This window comes from Pelotalea chapellei (assembly GCF_018531195.1).
Classification (GTDB): domain Bacteria; phylum Desulfobacterota; class Desulfuromonadia; order Geobacterales; family Pseudopelobacteraceae; genus Pelotalea; species Pelotalea chapellei.
On the sequence record NZ_JAHDYS010000006.1, the window covers coordinates 25247 to 45986 of the forward strand.

Annotated in this window: 21 protein-coding genes; 12 read left to right on the plus strand and 9 right to left on the minus strand. The window is 47.0% G+C overall.

Features of this window, described 5'->3' with window-relative positions; all coding sequences use genetic code 11:
* Window positions 1-16 precede the first annotated feature (16 nt).
* From der to miaB, 4 genes are read right to left on the minus strand one after another with little or no spacing between them, the layout of a single operon-like run.
* Window positions 17-1363, minus strand: a complete 1347-nt coding sequence (der, locus tag KJB30_RS07650; RefSeq protein WP_214297659.1) for a ribosome biogenesis GTPase Der — start codon at window positions 1361-1363, stop codon at window positions 17-19.
* Window positions 1364-2254 carry a GTPase Era gene (era, locus tag KJB30_RS07655; protein ID WP_214297661.1) on the minus strand — a complete coding sequence of 297 codons (891 nt, stop codon included), beginning with the start codon at window positions 2252-2254 and terminating at the stop codon, window positions 1364-1366.
* A gap of 26 nt (window positions 2255-2280) precedes the next feature.
* Complete coding sequence (locus KJB30_RS07660; protein WP_214297663.1) at window positions 2281-3948, minus strand: glutamine--tRNA ligase/YqeY domain fusion protein; 1668 nt, start codon at window positions 3946-3948, stop codon at window positions 2281-2283.
* A gap of 33 nt (window positions 3949-3981) precedes the next feature.
* A complete protein-coding gene (gene miaB / locus KJB30_RS07665) occupies window positions 3982-5298 on the minus strand; it encodes a tRNA (N6-isopentenyl adenosine(37)-C2)-methylthiotransferase MiaB (protein WP_214297665.1) in 1317 nt (438 codons plus the stop codon).
* A gap of 149 nt (window positions 5299-5447) precedes the next feature.
* Between miaB and yrfG the strand changes: the two genes are divergently transcribed.
* Together yrfG and KJB30_RS07675 are read left to right on the plus strand one after the other, a co-directional pair.
* Window positions 5448-6152 carry a GMP/IMP nucleotidase gene (yrfG, locus tag KJB30_RS07670; protein WP_214298016.1) on the plus strand — a complete coding sequence of 235 codons (705 nt, stop codon included), beginning with the start codon at window positions 5448-5450 and terminating at the stop codon, window positions 6150-6152.
* Complete coding sequence (locus KJB30_RS07675) at window positions 6149-6934, plus strand: DUF3047 domain-containing protein (protein ID WP_214297667.1); 786 nt, start codon at window positions 6149-6151, stop codon at window positions 6932-6934. The genes yrfG and KJB30_RS07675 overlap by 4 nt, the downstream gene beginning before the upstream one ends.
* A 40-nt stretch (window positions 6935-6974) precedes the next feature.
* Here KJB30_RS07675 and KJB30_RS07680 read toward each other — a convergent pair whose 3' ends face one another.
* Window positions 6975-7316, minus strand: coding sequence for a YtxH domain-containing protein (locus KJB30_RS07680; RefSeq protein ID WP_214297669.1), 342 nt, complete (start codon window positions 7314-7316; stop codon window positions 6975-6977).
* A 378-nt stretch (window positions 7317-7694) separates the two neighbouring features.
* Here KJB30_RS07680 and KJB30_RS07685 point away from each other — a divergent pair, with 378 nt between their 5' ends.
* The 10 genes from KJB30_RS07685 to htpG all read left to right on the plus strand — a co-directional run bounded on the left by KJB30_RS07685 (window position 7695) and on the right by htpG (window position 16515).
* On the plus strand, window positions 7695-8066 hold the full coding sequence (locus tag KJB30_RS07685) for a helix-turn-helix domain-containing protein (protein WP_214297671.1): 372 nt from the start codon (window positions 7695-7697) through the stop codon (window positions 8064-8066).
* Window positions 8067-8261: 195 nt separating this feature from the next.
* On the plus strand, window positions 8262-9065 hold the full coding sequence (locus KJB30_RS07690) for an amidase (RefSeq protein WP_214297673.1): 804 nt from the start codon (window positions 8262-8264) through the stop codon (window positions 9063-9065).
* Between the two features lie 27 nt (window positions 9066-9092).
* The gene (locus KJB30_RS07695; protein ID WP_214297675.1) at window positions 9093-10136 is read left to right on the plus strand and encodes a DUF4332 domain-containing protein; all 1044 of its coding nucleotides are present in this window, start codon (window positions 9093-9095) and stop codon (window positions 10134-10136) included.
* Between the two features lie 18 nt (window positions 10137-10154).
* Window positions 10155-10988, plus strand: coding sequence for a hypothetical protein (locus tag KJB30_RS07700; RefSeq protein WP_214297677.1), 834 nt, complete (start codon window positions 10155-10157; stop codon window positions 10986-10988).
* Window positions 10989-11016: 28 nt separating this feature from the next.
* Window positions 11017-11613 carry a hypothetical protein gene (locus tag KJB30_RS07705; protein WP_214297679.1) on the plus strand — a complete coding sequence of 199 codons (597 nt, stop codon included), beginning with the start codon at window positions 11017-11019 and terminating at the stop codon, window positions 11611-11613.
* A 181-nt stretch (window positions 11614-11794) separates the two neighbouring features.
* Entirely contained in the window at window positions 11795-12505 is a 711-nt protein-coding gene (locus KJB30_RS07710; protein ID WP_214297682.1) for a hypothetical protein, read from the plus strand.
* Between the two features lie 51 nt (window positions 12506-12556).
* Window positions 12557-13384, plus strand: coding sequence for a hypothetical protein (locus KJB30_RS07715; RefSeq protein ID WP_214297684.1), 828 nt, complete (start codon window positions 12557-12559; stop codon window positions 13382-13384).
* On the plus strand, window positions 13377-13871 hold the full coding sequence (locus KJB30_RS07720; RefSeq protein WP_214297686.1) for a hypothetical protein: 495 nt from the start codon (window positions 13377-13379) through the stop codon (window positions 13869-13871). Before KJB30_RS07715 ends, KJB30_RS07720 begins: the two co-directional genes overlap by 8 nt.
* A complete protein-coding gene (locus tag KJB30_RS07725) occupies window positions 13828-14463 on the plus strand; it encodes a hypothetical protein (protein ID WP_214297688.1) in 636 nt (211 codons plus the stop codon). Before KJB30_RS07720 ends, KJB30_RS07725 begins: the two co-directional genes overlap by 44 nt.
* 114 nt (window positions 14464-14577) lie before the next feature.
* Window positions 14578-16515: a molecular chaperone HtpG gene (htpG, locus tag KJB30_RS07730; RefSeq protein ID WP_214297690.1), complete on the plus strand. Its 1938-nt coding sequence runs from the start codon at window positions 14578-14580 to the stop codon at window positions 16513-16515.
* A gap of 77 nt (window positions 16516-16592) precedes the next feature.
* Here the strand turns inward: htpG and KJB30_RS07735 are convergent, their stop codons facing one another.
* The 4 genes from KJB30_RS07735 to guaA form a co-directional block, all read right to left on the minus strand.
* Window positions 16593-17603 (minus strand): methyltransferase, encoded by a 1011-nt coding sequence (locus KJB30_RS07735; RefSeq protein ID WP_214297692.1) that lies wholly within the window; start codon window positions 17601-17603, stop codon window positions 16593-16595.
* Window positions 17604-17760: 157 nt separating this feature from the next.
* Entirely contained in the window at window positions 17761-18435 is a 675-nt protein-coding gene (locus KJB30_RS07740) for a YkgJ family cysteine cluster protein (protein WP_214297694.1), read from the minus strand.
* A 33-nt stretch (window positions 18436-18468) separates the two neighbouring features.
* Window positions 18469-18966, minus strand: a complete 498-nt coding sequence (locus KJB30_RS07745; protein ID WP_214297696.1) for a chemotaxis protein CheX — start codon at window positions 18964-18966, stop codon at window positions 18469-18471.
* Between the two features lie 184 nt (window positions 18967-19150).
* Window positions 19151-20710 (minus strand): glutamine-hydrolyzing GMP synthase, encoded by a 1560-nt coding sequence (gene guaA, locus KJB30_RS07750; RefSeq protein ID WP_214297698.1) that lies wholly within the window; start codon window positions 20708-20710, stop codon window positions 19151-19153.
* Between the last annotated feature and the right edge of the window lie 30 nt (window positions 20711-20740).

The following is a 20740-nucleotide window of genomic DNA, read 5'->3' on the forward strand; positions in this document are numbered from 1 at the left end:
AGCGGCAAGTAAAGCATTATGCTGGGTTGTGGGCTTGCCTGGCCAGGGTTTTCTTGTCTCTTCCGCGGAACATAAGGTGGAGGGGGGTTCCATTAAAGCCGAAAGCTTCGCGAAAACGGTTAACAAGATAACGCTCGTAGGAAAAATGAACACTTTCGGGCTGGTTGGTGAAGATAACGAAGGATGGAGGACGTGTTCCGACCTGTGTGGCAAAGTAAAATTTAACTCGTCTGCCATGGGCCAGGGGAGCATGATGGGATTCTGTTGCTTCAGTAAAGATGCGGTTTACTTCGGATGTGCTAACCCTACGCGTATATTGCTCCATAACTTCATCAACAGAGGCTATTATCTTGCCGATCCTTTGACCAGTTTTAGCTGATACAAACAGAATGGGAGCATACGCGAGATATTTGAATTCCATCCTGACCTTTTCCACATATAATCCAAAAGTAGCGTTGTCCTTGTCAAGGGCATCCCATTTGTTGATCACAAAAACGCATGCTTTACCAGCCTCATGGACATAGCCGGCAATTCGTTCATCCTGCTCGGTGACACCATCCTCGGCATTAAGAACCACCAGAACAACATCCGCCCTTTCAATGCTGCGCAGTGCATCAACAACACTATATTTTTCCAGTTTTTCAACGGTCTTGCCCTTGCGCCTGATACCGGCAGTATCTATAAGCAGATATGGTTTCTTGTTGCACATGAAAAGCGTGTCAACAGAGTCTCGGGTTGTGCCAGCGGTCGGATTGGCAACGACACGCTCGTAACCAAGCAGTCGATTAACCAGGGAGGATTTACCCACATTAGGTCTTCCAACAACCGCAATTTTGGTTAATTCTTCTCTGTCAGACGGTTCTGCAACGTCTGGCAAGGTATCCATCAGATCATCAACCATATCAAGAACACCGCGATTATGTTCCGCGGAAATGGTGTAAAACCTATCAACCCCCAGTGTGTAAAACTCGGCTGATTCGTGTTCCAGTTTGTCTCCGTCGACTTTGTTAACCAGATAAAAAACAGGTTTTTTGACACGACGCAGCATTTTTGCCACCTCAATGTCTGCAGGTGTCAGGCCGCTGCGCGCGTCCATCATGAAGAGGATGACATCTGCCTCCTCCATGGCCATAGTAGATTGTTCGCGCATCTGCTGCAGAAGCCGATCCTCTGTTACCGGTTCAAATCCCCCGGTGTCAATCAGGATGAATGGTTTATCAAATCGGCTGATATCGGCATAATTACGATCCCTTGTCACTCCGGGAGAATCATCCACCATTGCTCTTCTATGACCCAACAATCGGTTAAACAGAGTTGATTTACCAACATTGGGACGACCTACAATAGCTACTATCGGTTTCATCTATTCATACCCCAGTTCACGCAATACTGCCGTGCGTTCAGTCCAGCGCTCCTGGACCTTTACGTACAACTCAAGAAAAATGCGCGTACCCAGAAGACGTTCGATATCCTTACGGGCCTGTTCGCCAATTTTTTTCAACATTGCACCTTTTTTACCAATAATGATTCCCTTTTGCCCTTCACGCTCTACCAAGATCATCGCGGAAATTGCAATTACACCATTGTCGCGTTCCTTGAAAGCTTCCACCACTACAGCAGTTCCATAGGGAACTTCTTCATTAGTTAAACGAAAAACTTTTTCACGAATAAGTTCAGCGCATATGACCTTTTCCGGTTGGTCTGTGAGAATGTCTTCTGGAAAATACTGTATGCCGAGAGGAAGTCTTTGTCTCACCAGATCTACCAGATGCTCGACATTGCTGCCACTTTGAGCGGAAAGCGGTATTATTTCGGAAAATTCATACAGACCTGCAAAAGCCGCAATTATCTCCAGCAACCGTTCCTTTGGTTCAACAAGGTCTATTTTATTAAGCACAAGAAAAACAGGACAGGCAGCTTTCGTTGTGATCTTGCGGACAAAATCATCATCGGGTTTGGCAGTCGCATCAATCACAAGGACAAGCAGATCAATTCCTGATATGGCGTTGTAAGCAGCATCCACCATTGCCTGATTTATGCGGCTTTTTGCTGTATGGATGCCCGGTGTATCTACAAAAACAATTTGACTCGAATCATCGGAGAGAATGCCGCGAATTGCTGTTCGGGTAGTTTGTGGCTTATCCGAAACTGCCACAATCTTTTCTCCCAGAATGCGATTCAAAAGGGTTGATTTGCCGACATTTGGGCGCCCGACGATCGAAACAAAACCTGACTTAAAACTGTTATTTTTCATGGTGTTACACCTGTATCTTTCATGTATTACTTCTTCGACCACGTGTCTTTCAGCGTGACTACGCGGTTGAATACCAACTGGTCAATTACTGAGTCTTGAGGATCAAGACGGAAGTATCCCTGACGTTCAAACTGAACGCGTGTTTCCGGATCCAGGTCTCTCAGGTTAGGCTCGAGTTTGCAGCCGGAAAGGACCTCAATGGAAAGCGGGTTAAGAAACTGCTTGTAATCGATTTCGCCACGGTCTGGATTGGGATCGGAGAAAAGTCGGTCGAACAGCCGAACTTCAGCATCAACGGCATACTGGGCCGATACCCAGTGAATGGTCCCCTTGATTTTCCTGCCATCTGCGGCAGATCCTCCGCGAGAGGCAGGATCATATTCACAGTGAACCTCAACTACGGCGCCAGCTTCATCTTTAACAACTCCGGTGCAACGAACAATGTAGGCATAACGAAGTCGCACTTCGTTACCTGGTGTCATGCGGAAGAAGCCTTTCGGAGGATTTTCTGAAAAATCATCCTGTTCGATAAAAATTTCGCGCGAAAAGTTGATTGTCCGATTGCCCAACTCAGGATTCTGGGGGTGATTGGCAGCTTCAAATTCCTCCACCTGACCTTCAGGATAATTGTCAACTATCACCTTGAGCGGTCGCAAAACCGCCAGAGCACGTGGTGCCCGTTCGTTAAGGTCTTCACGTACGCACTCTTCCAGAACAGACATCTCTATCCAGGAGTCGCTCCTGCCAACACCAATCCGATCACAGAAGGTTCGTATTGATTCAGGTGTAAAGCCGCGACGCCTGAGCCCCATTAGAGTCGGCAAGCGCGGATCATCCCAACCATTGACAATCTTCTGGGAAACCAGTTCATGCAGTTTCCGCTTACTCATTACGGTATAGGTAAGGTTCAGTCGAGCAAACTCGTACTGCCGTGGACGTGCAGGTACCGGCAGAGTATCAAGAAACCATTCGTAGAGTGGTCGGTGCGACTCAAACTCCAAGGTGCAGATAGAATGAGTTATTCCCTCAATTGCGTCAGACTGACCATGTGCAAAATCATACATTGGGTAAATGCACCAGCTATTCCCAACGTGGGGATGAGGAGCATGGATGATTCGGTACAGCACCGGATCGCGAAGGCTGAGGTTGGGCGAGGACATATCAATCTTCGCTCTAAGCACTCTGGCACCATCTGGAAATTCCCCGCTCTTCATTCGACGAAATAGAGCCAGATTTTCATCTGTCGAACGGGAGCGGTAAGGACTTTCGATGCCTGGTTCGGTCAGGGTGCCACGATAGGCTCGCATTTCTGCTGCAGTTAGATCTTCTACATATGCCTTTTCCTGCAGAATCAAATACTCAGCCCACTGGTAGAGTTGCTCAAAATAGTCGGAAGCATGGTAAAGATTCTGTCCCCAGTCAAAACCAAGCCAACGAACGCTCTCCTTGATCGACTCAATATATTCCTGTTCTTCTTTGGCGGGGTTGGTATCGTCGAAGCGGAGATGGCATCGTCCACCAAAATCACGCGCAAGACCGAAATTGAGGCAGATTGACTTGGCATGTCCGATGTGCAGGTACCCGTTTGGCTCAGGTGGAAAACGCGTTACGATGGAAGCGTGTTTACCGGACTTTAAGTCATCTTCTACTATTGTGCGCAAGAAATTCGATGATGGTATGGTTTCTGTTGACATAAGTTCCTCTGTAAAAAATCCGAATATATGACGCTAGGCGATTTCACCCAGAAGCGAGTTCTGAAAAACATTCGTAATCCGCACTTCGACAAAACTACCAATCAGCTTCTTGTCACCGGCAAAATTAACTGTCCGGCCGTTATCAGCCTTGCCTGAAATTTGCCCCGATCGTTTTCCCTCACCTTCAACCAAAACAGACTGCACTGATCCAAGATATTCCGATTGAATTTCCATGGTGATGTTTTTTTGCAGATGCTGCAGGCGTTCAAGTCGACGTTGTTTTTCTTCCCTTTCAACTTCATCTGCCATTTCTGCTGCAGCAGTGCCTGGTCGTGCTGAATACACAAAAGAAAAGAGATCTATGTAACGGACCTCTTCCAGAAGAGAAAGTGTCTGCTCAAAGTCTTCTTCAGTCTCACCCGGAAAACCGACGATCATATCGCCGGTAATGGCAATCCCGGGACGGGCTGCTTTCAGTTTCCTGATTTTTTCAAGGTAGGTTTCCCGGGTATAACCGCGGTTCATCGCCTGCAGGATCCTATTGCTTCCCGATTGGGCGGGAAGCTGTATCTGACCGCAAAGTTTGGGGATCTCCCTGAAACAGTTGATCAGCTCGTCAGACATATCTTTGGGATGGGACGTACTAAAGCGGATCCTGTGTAAATCCTGAATTTCGGCTATTTTGCCGATAAGCTCTGCAAAGCCCGGTTCATTAGGGGTGTTGAGTCCGTAAGAATTGACATTCTGTCCCAGCAGCACTACCTCGCGAACACCTGCGTTGGTTAGGACTCTGATCTCATTCACAATATCATCTGAGCGACGACTGATTTCACGACCACGCACATAGGGCACGATGCAATACGAACAAAAATTATTGCAGCCTTGCATAACTGTAACGAAACTACTTAATCGGCTGGTAGTCTTTGTCACCGGAAACAGGTCCAAACGCTGGTCGTTGTCGATAAAGTCTGTCTCGCAGCGCCGCTCTCCGCCTTCAGCTGCGGCTACCATTTCAGGAAGGAGATGCAGGTTATGTGTGCCGAAAACAAGATCCAGCCAAGGAAGTCTTTTCAGCAATTCCTCTCCCTCTTGCTGGGCTACACAACCACCAACACCTACTAACAGGTGTTTGTTACGTTTTTTAAATACACGCAGGTTTGCAAGGCGCCTGTATACTTTTTCTTCGGCACCGCCGCGAACACTGCAAGTGTTCAGCAGAATCATGTCTGCATCAGATGGAGTACTTGTGGGACGATAGCCAAGATCTGCGAGCATCGTCACGATGCGTTCGGAATCGCTGACGTTCATCTGGCATCCGAATGTTTCTATGTAAAGGCGTTTACTCAACATGGTGAATTAATTTTTATACGCGACAACACTCTGTAAAGTCAATAAAATAGGTGTTTTTCAGCTACCGACTCATGCTCTTGCAGGCTTGACAAACTATCGTGATGGAACATATTCTTTGGGATATTAAAACTCGTGAAGGTAATCTGCCGATGAATGTTGACTGGAATCAAATAGACACCGTACTGCTGGATATGGACGGCACCCTGCTGGACCGGCATTTTGACGACCATTTCTGGCTTGAGCACGTTCCCAAGAGGTGGGCTGCTAAACATGGAACATCGCTCGATCATGCATGCAAATACCTGGTCTCACTCTTCAGATCACAGGAGAACACTCTCAATTGGACCGATCTTGATTATTGGTCTGATCGTCTTAATCTCGACATCCCTCTACTTAAAAAAGAAGTTGAACATCTCATTGCTGTCCATCCCTTTGTCATGGAATTCTTGCTCTTTCTTGCACACCACAACAAAAAAATATGGCTTGTGACCAACGCCCACTCTAAAACCCTTGACCTCAAGATGAAGAAAACACTGATAGGTCCTTATTTTACTGGAATAATTTCAGCCCATCAGGTTGGGCTCCCTAAGGAGGACAATCGCTTCTGGGGGGCTTTGCAAAATTTCATTCCCTATGATCCGCAGCGTACTTTGCTGGGCGAAGATAGTGAGACCAATCTTTCAACTGCCAAAGAATTTGGAATAAAATTCCTTATTTATATCAGCCGTTTCAGTTCCAAGATAACTCCCCAACCTTCCAGCCGATTCAGTTCAATTGAGTATTTTCGTCAATTGATTCCTGAACGAGACAGTATGATCACAAGCATATCAGGACCTGAAGGAGGGGCAGCATGAAATTAACTTTGTGGTCGATGCTTTTAATACTCTCATCGCTGTCCACAGTTTTGGCCGCCACTGAGCAGGAAATGCATTTGGGAAGGTTCAGCAACGGCGACATGACTGGCTGGAAAGAACAAACCCTCGGTTTAATGAAACCTAAAACAACTTATTCAATTTCCAAAATAAACGAACATTCCGTTTTACTTGCAACCTCTAAAAAATCCGCTTCTGGACAGATTTATAAGTTAAATATAGACCCGAAAGAGTATCCGATTCTTTCATGGTCTTGGAAGATTGATCATACAATTAAAAAGGGAGATGAAAGAACCAAAGAGGGAGATGATTTTGCAGCACGGGTTTATGTACTTTTTCCGCGCGGCTTTTTCACCAAAACTCGTGCGATTTGTTATGTATGGGCCAACAAGCTTCCCAAGGGAACACATGTAACCAGTCCCTTTACGGCCAATGTCATAACTGTTGCTGTGGATTCGGGAGATGAACTTGCTGGGCGCTGGACCAGCCATCAAAGAAATGTATACGAGGATTACAAGTCGTTTTTTAAAGAGGAACCACCGAAATTAGGTGCGGTTGCAATTATGACCGACACCGACAATACCTCTGAATCTGCTATTGGGTATTATGGGGACATCTCATTACTTCATTCTGGAAAAGTGGATGAACCTGATAACGGTAAAAAAGAACAGCGCCTGAAAGATACAAAACAGAAAGAACAAATCAAAGAAGAGCGGGGAAACAAAGGATTCTCACGATATTCTACGTCCGGCCCCTCCAGATGACCATAGTGAGATTCCTCTGAATCCCATAGTTTTTCGAAAGCTACATGCGGCTTAATTTTGTTCTAAATTTTTCCAGCTTGGAAGCACCCTCTTCGATCAGACGAATGAGATCTTTACGGGCACTGCCGGCAACATCTTTGCCCTTCTCCACCAAGTCATCGGTTTTGTCTCCAATGGATTCAACGAGATTGGTAATGGAGACAGAAAGGTCTTCAACTGCTTCATCGGCCCGAGTCCTAACTCTTTTTGCACATCGGTTAAGGTCCCGCCTGGTCCTTTCGCCAGATTGCGGAGCAAAAAGCAAGGCTACTCCAGCGCCAATTATTCCGCCCGCCACGATTAAAAGTGCTGCCGCCGCTAATTTTTTTTCTCTGTCTTCCATGATTATCCTCCATCATTTTTAATGTCTTTAGTTTACCTTAAGTTCGTGGAAAGATAAAAGTTATTTATTCAAAAACGATTACGTGCTATACCACCGCCATCAATAAAATTAATTATATTAAATTAGTTATTGCACACATTAAAGGAGATGGTTGTGAACATCCTTGTCAAACTCAGCAACCAGGTTTTGACCAACTCTCTCTGTGAATTTCTCAGTGGATCTCTGGAATCATGCCATTCTTTTGTTGCAGACGATATACATGGCAACCAGGAACCGGATCTTATTCTTATTGATGCAGTTACTCTCAAAACAAATTTTATTCAGACCTGGCCGACAGCCAAAATAATTCTTCTGGATACAGGATTACAGGAGAATGAAATGATCAAAGTTCTTCTTTCCTATAAACTGCAAGGCATCATAGCTACTGATACCGATACCCAACTTTTTTTTAAAGCACTTTCAGTTATACATGCTGGACAAATTTGGATCGATAATAGCAAATTGAAAGCACTTCTTGGTTATGCTGAATCAGCCTCTTTTTCCCAAAATCTCGACAAGATCAGCCCTAAGGAAAAAGAGGTAGTCATTCTGGTATCACAAGGCTTTAAAAACCGAGAGATTGCTCACAAACTCCATATCAGCGAACAAACTGTCAAAGTCCACATCAGCAACATTTTACGAAAAGCCCAGGCCAGCAACAGGTCTCAACTCGTACCACTCGCTATGCAACTGCGGTTTTCTCCCTCCTGAATCGCCTGTATTCTTTCTTTTAACTTACAACTTTAGATCTAACCCTACCCTGCTGAAACTATATACCCCTTAAGAACTACAAAATAAATAAACTCTAAGGTAATTGATTTTTTTAAATCTTAGGAACACTAATATCTTCAGTTAATTGCCAGCCGCCTACACGCGAATGGAGTTTGGCGGAGAGGAGTATGAGCAATGCAGACAAAATATGGGTTCCATCTTCTCACCATTGATGAATTTGACAGATGGTTACAAACGAACCTTTTCAACCGGGCAATCTCACTGCTGCAGAATCATCACACCTGGTTACCTGATTACGGAACCTTTACTGGTTCCAATCATTTCGCCTTGATGAAAAGCATGAATGATGCACACCTTGAGCGTGGCTTCGACATGATCGCACAAAATATTACCACTTTCCCTGATGGCACTCTGGCTGTTTGTCGTCCCCTGGACAGGGTACCAGCCGGCATTAAAGGGGCCAACAGCAAGGGAATCTGCATTGAGCACCTGGGCAACTTTGATAACAAGGACACTGTAACTGCGCTTCATCACGAGACGATCATCCGTGTAAATGCCCTACTGTGCCGAGAATTCAGCCTTATTCCAACAACCAGCAGTATCGTTTACCATCACTGGTTTGATCTTACAACCGGAGAGCGCACTAACGGCAGCGGTACAACCAAGAGCTGTCCTGGAACATGTTTCTTTGGAGGCAATACAGTGGAGACCGCAGCAGAGCATTTTATTCCACAGATCGTCACCGCAGCATCAGGACACGCTTCTGCTACAAATCCTTCCAGTACCTCAGGCGGTGAACAAGCCATAGTCACTGCCAACCCAACACTCAATATTCGTTGCAGTCCCTCCTCCGATGCACGGTCCATCGGAAGCTTGCGTCGCGGTTCATCGGTTAATGTATATGCACGGCAGGACAACTGGTGCCGAATTCATCCCAAGGAAAGCCATTGGGTTGCAGCTAGATACCTGGAATTTTGATAACCATACCGTTCGTGGAGGTTATTTGTGAGCAGATCGCCAATTTTACTCATTGATGCACCTGAAGATGTTGTTCAAAAACTGATGGAGTCAAATATTCAATCAACTTTCGATCTCGTTAAAAAGGGAGCCAACCCTTCTCGTCGAAAACAGATTGCAACTGCAGTCGGACTTGACCAGCAAGAATTCTACAGACTGACCAAACAAGCCGACCTGCTGAGGATTGATGGTCTTGATGCTAATAATGCAAAACTGTTGGTTTCTGCCGGTATTAGGGGGGTTGCCGATCTGGCGGCCTGCAAGCCTGATAAAGTGTTGCAACGCCTTACTCACCTTGATGGAAGCGGTAGTTCTTCATTGCCCAGTATAAGCCAATTTAAAAAGTGGAGGGAACTGGCCGGTGATCTAAAAAATGTTGTTTCTCCCGATGTAAATGATCGACCCGATCCGGGACTGATTGATGTTCAGGAGGGGAGCAGTCCACGTGAAGAGATGTTTGCTGATATGGTCGAAATGGTAACCAACTTGGGGCGTGGAATTGCTGTTGCCCAGCAGGAGATGGATGAACAGGCGATCCGGACCCAGAAACTGATCAATGCCGATCAACGTCTACGCAACCTGGGACTGATGGCAACTTGGTTTACTATCCCCGATGCCACCTTTAACTTAAAAATGAATTATTCAGTTATCCGTGAACAGGGGGCGGAACATGACGCACCGACCGGTAAACAAAAACTTAAGATCATGCCGCTCAATGCCCGGACCCAAAACTATTTCAAACTCAGTGAAGGAATGCAGAGTGAGCTGAATATCAGGTTCGCATCCCTGCCCCCCCCTCCCCACGTCACTCAACCACTCATAGTACCCAGTGTGATCGGCAAAACTCTGGAGGAGGCCAAGGTACTGCTTGCGGCAGAGAATCTCCGAGCTGGCACTGTCACTACCGTTTCGGGGCAGCCTGTGGACAACCACGATACGGATGTGACGGACCAGTCGCCTGTCCCGGGCGCTGATGCACGCTTTCAGGATCGTATCAATCTCTTTGTCCGCCGGAAGGATCAGCCGGCATAACAGGTTATGGAGCTCCCCATGGCACTCGACATCAAGCCAATTGAAGTTATCAAGAATGACCTCATCCGCCTGCAAGCTGAAACTGCTCTCAAGGACACGGTAATAACAAGCCTGGCTGCCGAAAAAACTACTCTACTACGCGAGAAGAAGGTTTTGAGTGAGGCTTTGGCAACCGCACAATCAACCGTTGACGCAGTACAGGGTCAATCCAGCGCTTTAAAAAAGCAGCTCGACAGCCTATTACAGGAATCATCGCAGCTTAAAAGTGAGTTGACTGCAAAAACGACAGCATTATCCGCAAAAGAAAAGGAGGTGACGGAACTACAGGAAAAGAATGCAGCACTGCTGAAAAAGGGAATTACAAATGAAACAGTGCTTACGGAACTGGCAGATCTAAGAATCCAGAACGAATTTCACAAGAGTCAATTGTTGGCCCGAAACCAGTATCTTCAGCAGATGAGCCTGGAACTTGAAAGCGTTCGTTCAGCACATGCTCGGATTCAGGCAGAAAGGGACGGAATTGAAAAGGTTCTTATTGCGGAACAGGGTAAACGGACTGCACTTGAGCAGGATCTTTCGTCTTTAAAAGGACGCTCAGAATTCAGCGCCAGTGAAGTTTCCGGGTATCTAAATGATGCCATTGACACATTCAACAGCCAGAAGAATCTGACCGACAGTAATGTCAATTACATCATCAGCGAACTAGAGGTAGATCTGAAAGCCGGCATAGGTACAACCAGCGGCTCAAACCTGACCATGCTGGTCCCATCCCGGACTCAATTGACAGAACAGGGACTCAGCAGTTTCAAATTCACCATCAGGGCCATTCCGCAGTCTGCGGAGCAAACCTGAGAACGCGTCCCCGGAAAGGAGGCATATCATGCCAAATGTCGGACAAGAGCTGTTGAATGTTCCCTTCGCGGAAATGGTGCTCAAACTGGCTTCAGCCATAGCAGAAGGTCAGTACAAGCTGGACATGGTAAGTTGCAAGATCGCCAAGTTCATGGGCGACAAGAAGACCGCGCCGATCTATCTTCCAGACCTTACTGATCCTGAGGGGAAAAAGGAAATTGTCACATCCCTGATCGGAGCAGGATTCCAGCCAACCTTCTACCAATTCACCGATACGATCATTGAAGTAAAGATGGCTATTTCGATGAACCAGACCACAGAAGCGTCAATCTCTACAGAAACCTCCGCCGGATGGGGACCTTTTTCAGCCTCGGTCAATGCCTCTTACTCGTCTAAATACTCTTACAGCGTTGAAGGCTCCAGCCTGTTGCGCACAAAGATCACACCGCTGCCGCCGAATCCCTTCATGCAGAAAGTTTTGGATATGAAGGCCCAGCAACTTCAGCAGCAGTTTGCACTCGAAATGAAGAAGATGGAGCTGCAGCTTGAAAAAGAACGGAAAGAAATTGAAACAAAGATGAAGGAAGAAGAGGGAAAAACTACCCCAACCCCGACACCTCCCTAAGCAGACTGTTGAGGAAGCCAGATGAAAGGCACACGGAACGGAGCAGGCGAGACATAAAACCAGTTAGCAAAGCTTGCGAATAGTATGCAACGCTTCAGATGACCTCAACAGTAGCTTTTCAACAGCCTGTCAAGCGATAGAGTGGTATCAGCTTTACTAATAAGCCCAAAAGGAGCCCGCTATGAGCGTAGGACATGATCTACTTGATGTACCTTTCCCGGAGATGGTGTCCCAACTTGGAATTGCCATTGCCCGTAGCCAATTCAACCTTGACCTTAACAGCATTGAGATCCTGAAGGTCATGGGAGACAAGAAGGCTGCCCCGGTTTCTATTCCCAACATAATCAATCAGACGGGAGCCTTGGCAAAAGATGACGGCACTGCTGGCAGCGAACCTGCAGAAATCGTCACGTCGATGATTGGCGCAGGTTTCCAGCCTACCTTCTATCAATTTGCTGAAACAATCATCGAAGTCAAAATGGCAATAAGTGCCAAGTCCGAAAGCAGTTATGAGCGGGAAACGAAGGGTACCCAGACCACTCAAACCAGTACATCCCGCTGGTGGGGACTTTCCAAGTCCACCACGATCACCACTACTCCTGTTGATGCTCGTTATTCCAGCAAATACAACTATACAGCTGAAGGGTCAAGCCTGCTGCGCACACGGCTTGTACCGATGCCCCCCAATTCTTTCATGCAAAGAATGCTTGATATGAAGGCCCAATCAATGCAGATGGCCTTTGAACTGGACATGCGCAAGGCAGAATTGGCAGTTGAAAAAGAACGCATAGCGGTCGCAGCAGCATTGAAAAAAGCTGAAGAAGATGCGGCCAAAACAATTCCTGTACCCACCCCCACCCCTACTCCTGCAGCTCCTGCTAAACCCAAATAGTCTTCCGATGGGGTCCGGCAGTGTATTGTCGGACTCCATGCAAGGATTCCCATGGATACACAAAATCCCTCAACTCCTGCATCAGCATTGCCTGAGGAACTTCTGCGTTACTCTTTGTTACTGGATGAAGATGGAGATATGACGCCTGATGATGTTCCTTCAGAAGATATCCAGACGGTAAACATATCCGATGATGTCGAAAGTGTTGATGCATTGTCTTTGGAGAGTCAGATCCCTCTCACATATCACCAGGTAGTAAAAAGGGAAATTGCTGTTTACCTGCGCGATCGTGCGCATCTGGTGGAACGTCTCTGCGCTCGGAAAAAGAATCTTCGATGTGTCCAACATGCTCTATGGGATATGAAAACTGTTATGCTGGAAAATAAGGTTCCTATGGCAGTACGGCTGCCGGTAAAGAAACAGAGCATTTATGGCAAGACTACCCCTTTTCCACAGCAAAGGAATGCTTTAGAACCGGTTCAACCACAAGAAATCAGGCGGCACAACTTGCAACCCAAAAACATGAAAATTAAGCTCCAGCCTTTAGATAGCACACACTCTCAGAATGTCCCCCTGACCTCTCCGTCAATATTACAAAAAACACTGAAAAATCATGAAATTCCGCACGATGACCCCTCACACGGTGCACCTCCTCCACTCTGGCAACCTCTGAGTATGTCTAAAACTGAAAATACCGGAACTAAGCCTGTTCAGACCAGACAATCTCCAACACTCGTTCAGCACCAGTCTTTGAATCATCCGCACGGAATGGGTCATCTAAAACTTTTTAGTAAAGAGAATAACTTTTTTAATATGAAAAACAAAAAAGAGAACAACTGCACAATATATTACAGTTTGATGGGGATATGGGATGAATGATCTTGCTTTCATGGAGATAGCGCATGAAATTAAAGCTCTGCATAACGGTGCTCTAAAATGTATAGCCCGAAGGAACTTTGCTGAAGCTGAAAAGCTTTACCAGAAGTGTCTGCAGATAACGGTCCTGATTTCCTATCATGAAGGAAGTGCCATCACGTTGTTCAGCATGGCCAATCTTGCATCTCTGGAAGAGAATTTGATCCTGGCCATCAGAAGAGCGGAAGAGGCCCGGGAATGTTTTTTTAAAGCAGCACTGAGACATGATGAATGCGAGGCCCTGCTTGGCAGACTCGCAGCAGCAGCTAAAAAGCATGGCGTAGCATTGGAGCGAAGCCATCGGTTTAATGAAGCGATAGATCATTTTAATGCTGCAATCCCGCATGCAGATGAAACTGGCAGTAGTGCCATGCGTCATGAAGTTGCACTTCTGAGGAGAATACTGGATGAAAGAAACGGAACGGATAGCCGGAGGGCTTCAGCAGCTTAACCATACTGCGGTGCAGGCAGCCGGCTCTGGTGACTACAAGCAAGCCTTGGCGCTCTTCAGGCAGGCTCTGCATTTCGAAGATACTCTTGGTTTCAAGACTCATGCTGCAGAAAGCTTGGCGAACATAGCAACAACCTGTCTCTTGTTGAGAGATTACTCGAGTGCCATGGAAGCAGCCGATACAGCAGAATGTATGTTCCGGGAACAATGGAGAAATGAGGATCTCCGGACCATTGCTGTACTAAAAGGGACCATAATGCTGCACAGCGGTTGCTATGAAATGGCGGCCAGGCAGTTTGATGTTTGTCTTAGTCAAGCCAGAACTCCTCAAGAACGTGGTGCCATATACTCCCAGGCAGCACATGCCCTTTGCAACCTGCAACAACAGCACCGGGCGCAGGAATATTGGGGGCGGGCAGTGGCTGAATACGAGCGGATAAATGACATACAAGGAACAATTTCCTGCCTGCGTCAGCGGGCGATGCTTTTCAAAACGTCAGGCCGTAAGGATCTGGCTGTTAAGGACCTTCAGCGGTGTGCTTTACTTGCCGGTATCCGAAAAGATTCCATGAAGGCTTACGAAGAACTGTGAGGTTCCACTTTTAGTAGTCGTTTTTTCTGCATTTCTTCCCTTGAAAAATCTCTCCCCCGTCATTATGTTGATAGCTCATTAATCTTCCATTTAGCCAAAGGAGAACCCAGAAGCATGTCCAAGACTACAAGGCAGTTTCAGACCGAAGTACAGCAACTTCTCGACCTCGTCATTCACTCACTTTACTCAAATCGCGACATCTTTTTGCGAGAGCTGATTTCAAATGCATCGGATGCCATTGATAAAGTGCGTTTCGAATCACATTCCAATGAATTACTGCTGGAAGGCAACAGTGACTGGAAAATTAAAATTATACCGGACAAGACTGCAGGAACTCTGACTATCCGTGACAATGGTATCGGCATGAGCATAGCCGAAGTGGAAGAGAATATCGGTACCATTGCTCGTTCTGGTACGAAGGCTTTCATGCAGGCTCTCAAGGATAAGGCATCCACCGATAGCCCGGAACTGATAGGCCAATTCGGAGTCGGTTTCTATGCATCTTTCATGGTTGCAGACAAGGTCACTCTGGAAACCCGTAAGGCAGGCGAGCCCGCTCATGGCTGCCGCTGGGAATCCATAGGTGACGGTTCTTATACAATTGAAGAGATTTCAAAAGAAGTTAGAGGTACCGAAATCACTCTGCACCTTAAAGAGGAATTCAAGGAATATCTGGAAGAGTGGAAGATCCGTTCAATAGTTAAGAAATATTCCGATTACATTCAGTACCCGGTGGTGATGGACATCACTCGTACTGAAACTCCGAAAGGAGTTGACGGCGAGGACATTGAGGGTGCAGGAACCATCGAGAAAACCGAAGAACAGACCCTGAACTCCATGAAGGCTATTTGGGCACGGCCAAAGAGTGAAGTTACCGAGGAAGAATACCAGGAATTTTATAAGCATATCTCACATGATTTTGAAAATCCCTTCAGCACTATTCATTTCTCCGCCGAAGGAACTAGTGAATTCAAGGCTTTGCTCTACATCCCGGCCAAGAAACCATTCGACATGTTCATGTCCGATCGTAAAAAAGGGCTGCAACTGTACGTTAAGCGGGTATTTATAACTGATCATTGCGAGGAGTTGATCCCCGACTATCTGCGCTTTGTGAAAGGGGTCGTTGATTCCAGTGATCTTCCGTTGAACGTTTCCCGTGAAATTCTTCAGGAAGATGTACAGATAAAGCGCATCCAGAAAGGATTAGTGGGTAAGGTTCTTTCTACACTGACAGATTCCAAGGAAAAGAACTTCGAAGAATATGTCAAGTTCTGGAAAGAATTTGGACCAGTTCTGAAGGAAGGGCTTCATTTCGATTATGCCAATAAGGAAAAGCTGCAGGACTTGTTGTTGTTTGAAAGCACCTCAACAGAGGCAGGTTCATTCACCAGCCTTAAAGAATACGTTGAGCGGATGCCTGAGACCCAGCAGGAAATCTTCTATATTACCGGGGATAACCGCGCAGTTCTGGAAACCTCACCTCATCTGGAAGTCTTCCGTGCCAAAGGGTATGAGGTTCTGTTCCTGACCGATCCGGTTGATGAGTGGGTTGTCCAGTCTCTGCAGGAATACAACGAGAAGAAACTGAAGGCAGTTGATCGCGGTGATGTTGATCTGGATAGCGAAGAAGAGAAAAAAGAGAAAGAAGCACAGCAGGAAGAAGCTAAAAAAGAATTCAGCGACCTGCTCTCCTTTGTAAAAAGCCGTCTGGAAAACAGCATCAAGGATGTACGCCTTTCCAAGCGTCTGACTGATAGCGCCTGCTGTCTTGTGGCTGATGAATATGGTATGAACGCCAATATGGAACGTATCCTTAAGGCAATGAATCAGCCTGTGCCCGATTCAAAACGCGTACTGGAACTGAATCCCGGTCACCCGATCATGAAGGTCATGGCCGACCTGTTCAAGGAAAACCAGCAGGACTCCCGCCTTGGTGACTACGCTGAGCTGCTCTACGATCAGGCCCTGCTCACCGAAGGCTCTCCTATCAAGGATCCCTTGCGCTTCACCAGATTGGTAAGTGAACTTATGGTGCGTGCTGCTGGTAAGTAGAACTCGTCATATGAAACTGAAAGGCCCGCTGGATATGCATCCAGCGGGCCTTTTTTATCTGCTGATCGAGGAAGAGGTCAGTGCTCTGTAACAAAGCCCATCATGACCCCTGCCCCATTTGGCAACGATAAGGGAAGGCGCTGTACATCCCTTGCGCCCGCATCAGTCAGCATGCTGTACAGTTCACTTTGGGAATAAGCCTGTCCTCCGCTAGTAAACAACAACATATTGAGTGAGAACAAGGCTGGAAACACCGGCCCAGCCTTGGAATCCTCCAGAATAAATTCCTGGATCAGGATAATTCCACCAGGTTCCAGAGCAGCGACCGCTTTTTTAAGGATGACAGCACACGCTTCAGGACTTTCCCCATGCAGAACATGAGACAACCATGCAACATCGAAAGTACCTTCAATGCCTTTTGTAATAAAATCACCATCATTGAAGATGACTCTGTCTGCCAGGTTAAAGCGCTGGATCGTCTTCTCTGCAAAAGGTCGTGTTGATGGCAAATCATATACAACAGCCGTAAGCTCGGGATTATGGAGACAGAATTGAATTGCGTAGGTGCCTGGACCGCCACCCAGGTCAAGCAGACGCTGTCGGCTACTGAGGTCGATTTCAGGAACTATCTTCGGTGCCAGTTGCATGGCCAGGTTGAACATGCCCATTAAAAAATTTTCCCGTACCTGAGCATCATCTGCATGTACCACACGCTCCTGAATCGCTTTACCGCTTATAACAGCCTCATCCAGTCGCGACCAGCCATCCATGAGATGATGGTGATGCATGATTATATGTCCCAGGTATTTTGGTGATGTCCGGCTCAGGAATTCTGCAGCAAAAAGTGTGGTTGCATATCTTTCTCCATCTTTTTTAAGCAGCCCCATGGCAGCCAGAGCATTAAGCAACATTGCCAGCCCACGCCGGTCGGCGCGAAGCAGATCGGCAAGTTCTTCTGAATTTGCTGCGCGATCTTGCAGCGGAGTAAAAACATCCAGCTTCACCCCGGCATGCAGTGCGCATGTATTCCAGTACCCGCCTGAGAGCTGCAATAAATCAGCGGGGGTCCATGCAGCAAGCTGTTCCATATAATACCTCCATGTAATAAATGACGTATACGAGCTGTGATTGGTTTCAATGAGTAGCAACAGATGTAATTTTAATTATTTACTGAAGACCATTCCTGTCAAGGGATGACAAAAATATCAGGAATATGAAAGAGAGTTGGTGTGAACTGCGGGGAAACTACTTTAGGTCAACTGATGCCATTTTTACTTTCTGCACAATAGCTTCGGTATCGATTACGACTGCTGCCGGTATAAAAGTATCAATTTCATTCATGGCCTTTCCGAACAGCAGGCGGGCCATTTCTCTGAAAAGAAGCAACTCCTGAGCAAACAGGGCGTTAAAACTGTGCCGCAGTTCAGGAAGCTGCACTGGGTCAGCTGTTGTAAAATTAAGGGTGCACCACTCGTCAAAGAGTTCTTCCCCACTCACATCAATGAGTGGAATGCCATTCAATCGGCAGGTCATGGGCCGGTAGTCGTAGGCAAGGCAGGTACCCTGATCTGAAAGAAGGACACAGGGGGTTTCATCCTCTTCCGGCATCAGGCTGTCCCATTCCTCTTCAGGAAGATCGTTGAGCAACCAGGGACGGGAAAAAGCAGGCCATGTTTCATGAATAGATTCAAGACGCTCCTTGGCCAGTTGTCTCAACTTGTCCTGGATGTCCGGTGATAGCTGCTTAACCCCTTGATTTAGATATAGGGCATCAAGCAAGGTTATATCGAATAGCCCCCGGCAACAGGCTGAACAACCTGCACCACAGGAAATCTGCTCGCCATGGTTCAATAAGCATGCTTTAAACCAGCTATCAACTTCTCGTAAAAGAGTTCCGTAGCGCTCTAACAGATCCAGCATCATTTCTCCGATAATCCAACACCCTGACAGTGGTTACATGTAGACCATGACTTTAATAGATATGTCGCCGGCAGCGGTTTTGAAAGGGATTGTTACACCTTTGCACTGCACATTCATGCTGGAGTGTTCGTCTGATTCTGCCGGCTCGGCGATTGCCCGCAACTGCCCGGAAATAACCAGTGGCAAGCCCAAGGCGACGCTGCCGTACTGCTCATGGTAGCGGGTTTTAAATACGCCGGCAATGTTGTTAGTCAGCTCTCCAATCGCATCCCGGATGCATTCATCATCTGCCTCGTCAACCATAAGCAGTTCCCTGGCAACATGTTGAGCTGTCGTTTTGTCGGCGGCCACAATGATATACCCGACCCGATCACCGGCTACACCGACAATACCAGTGACATCAGAATCCACCGGATCAACACGCTTCTCTACCTTGCCTGCCAGCAGGTCAATATTCATGTAACTTTTGAAGGTATCCTGCGTAGCTGACATGATGGTGAACATGATTTCTTCGAATGAAATGGTACTCACGCTGGTTACCTCTCTTTTAGTGATGTGCTTGATAATCAAGACGTTTGATTCTAATTAATGGCGGCACTATATCATAAAAAAAATCTTTTGCACGTGTGGCATAACACGGTGCAAAAGAATGAAGTGTAATAATAAAAAACCCGCCGTGTTTAACAGCGGGTCATTCAAACCTATTAAAAAAAAGTTATTCCCATTCAATCGTTGCAGGGGGTTTGCTGGAAATATCATACACTACTCTATTGATTCCCTTAACTTCGTTGATGATCCGGCCACTGATCCTGGCAAGATCCTCATAAGGAAGCGGGTACCAGCCAGCGGTCATGAAATCTTTGGTTTCAACTGCCCGCAAGGCAACAACATATTCGTAGGTGCGACCATCACCCATGACACCAACGCTTTTTACCGGAAGAAAAACGGCAAAGGCTTGACTGATTTTGTGATAATGACCGGAGGAATAGAGTTCCTCGATGTAGATTGCATCAGCCTGCCGAAGAATGTCGGCATATTCCTTCTTTACCTCGCCAAGAATACGAACCCCCAAACCTGGTCCGGGGAACGGGTGTCGCCAGACCATCTGGTGGGGAAGGCCAAGCTCTTCGCCAATGGAACGAACTTCATCCTTAAATAGCTCGCGCAAAGGCTCCAGCAGCTTGAGCTTCATGTGTTCAGGCAAACCACCGACATTGTGGTGGCTCTTGATATTATGTGCCTTTCCAGTTTTGGCACCGGCAGATTCAATTACATCAGGATAGATTGTCCCTTGAGCAAGCCAGCAGGCGTCTTGTATTCGTGAAGATTCTTCGTCAAAAATTTCTACAAAAAGACCCCCAATTATCTTGCGCTTTCTTTCGGGGTCACTTTCGCCTGCTAATGCTGCCAGAAAGCGTTCCTCTGCATTAACCCGAATCACCTTGACGCCCAGATTTTCGGCAAAGGTTGCCATAACCTGATCACCTTCAGCTAAACGCAAGAGTCCATTGTCGACGAACACACAGGTAAGCTGGTCCCCGATGGCACGATGTATCAGGGCGGCGGCCACAGATGAATCGACTCCACCGGAAAGCCCTAGAATCACCCTTTCCGTTCCCACATCATGACGAATACGAGCCACGGCATCTTCGATAATCTTGCCTGGCGTCCACTGACCGCTGCAGCCGCAGACCTTGCGAACAAAGGTATCGATGAATATTTCTCCTCGCGGAGTATGGTTGACTTCAGGATGGAATTGCACGCCATAAAGCCGGCGCTGTTCATCCTGAATGGCACACACCGGGGCATTGGCAGTCTGGGCTACGACTTCGAAACCAGGAGGTACAACGGACACATGGTCCCCGTGACTCATCCAGACCGGACTTTTTCCTTCTGCAAAAAAACCATCATAGAGCATACCGGGATGTCCGCAGGCCACCAATTCCGCATGACCGAATTCGCGCTTACCGGCAGGTACCACTTCTCCACCGAAATGCAGGCTCATCAACTGCATGCCATAGCAGATTCCCAGCACTGGGACACCAAGTTCAAAAAGTTCCTCTGCCACAGCAGGCGCTCCAGGTTCATATACGGACATTGGTCCGCCGGAGAGAATAATACCGCTTGGAGCAAAGGCACGTATGGCAGAAAATTCCATGTCGAATGGATGCAGCTCACAATAGACATGGGCCTCGCGCACCCTGCGAGCGATCAGTTGCGTATACTGGGATCCGAAATCAAGGATCAAGATCTTCTGGCTATGAATATCTGGCATGGTAACTTTCTTTAAATGTGTGAGTGGGGT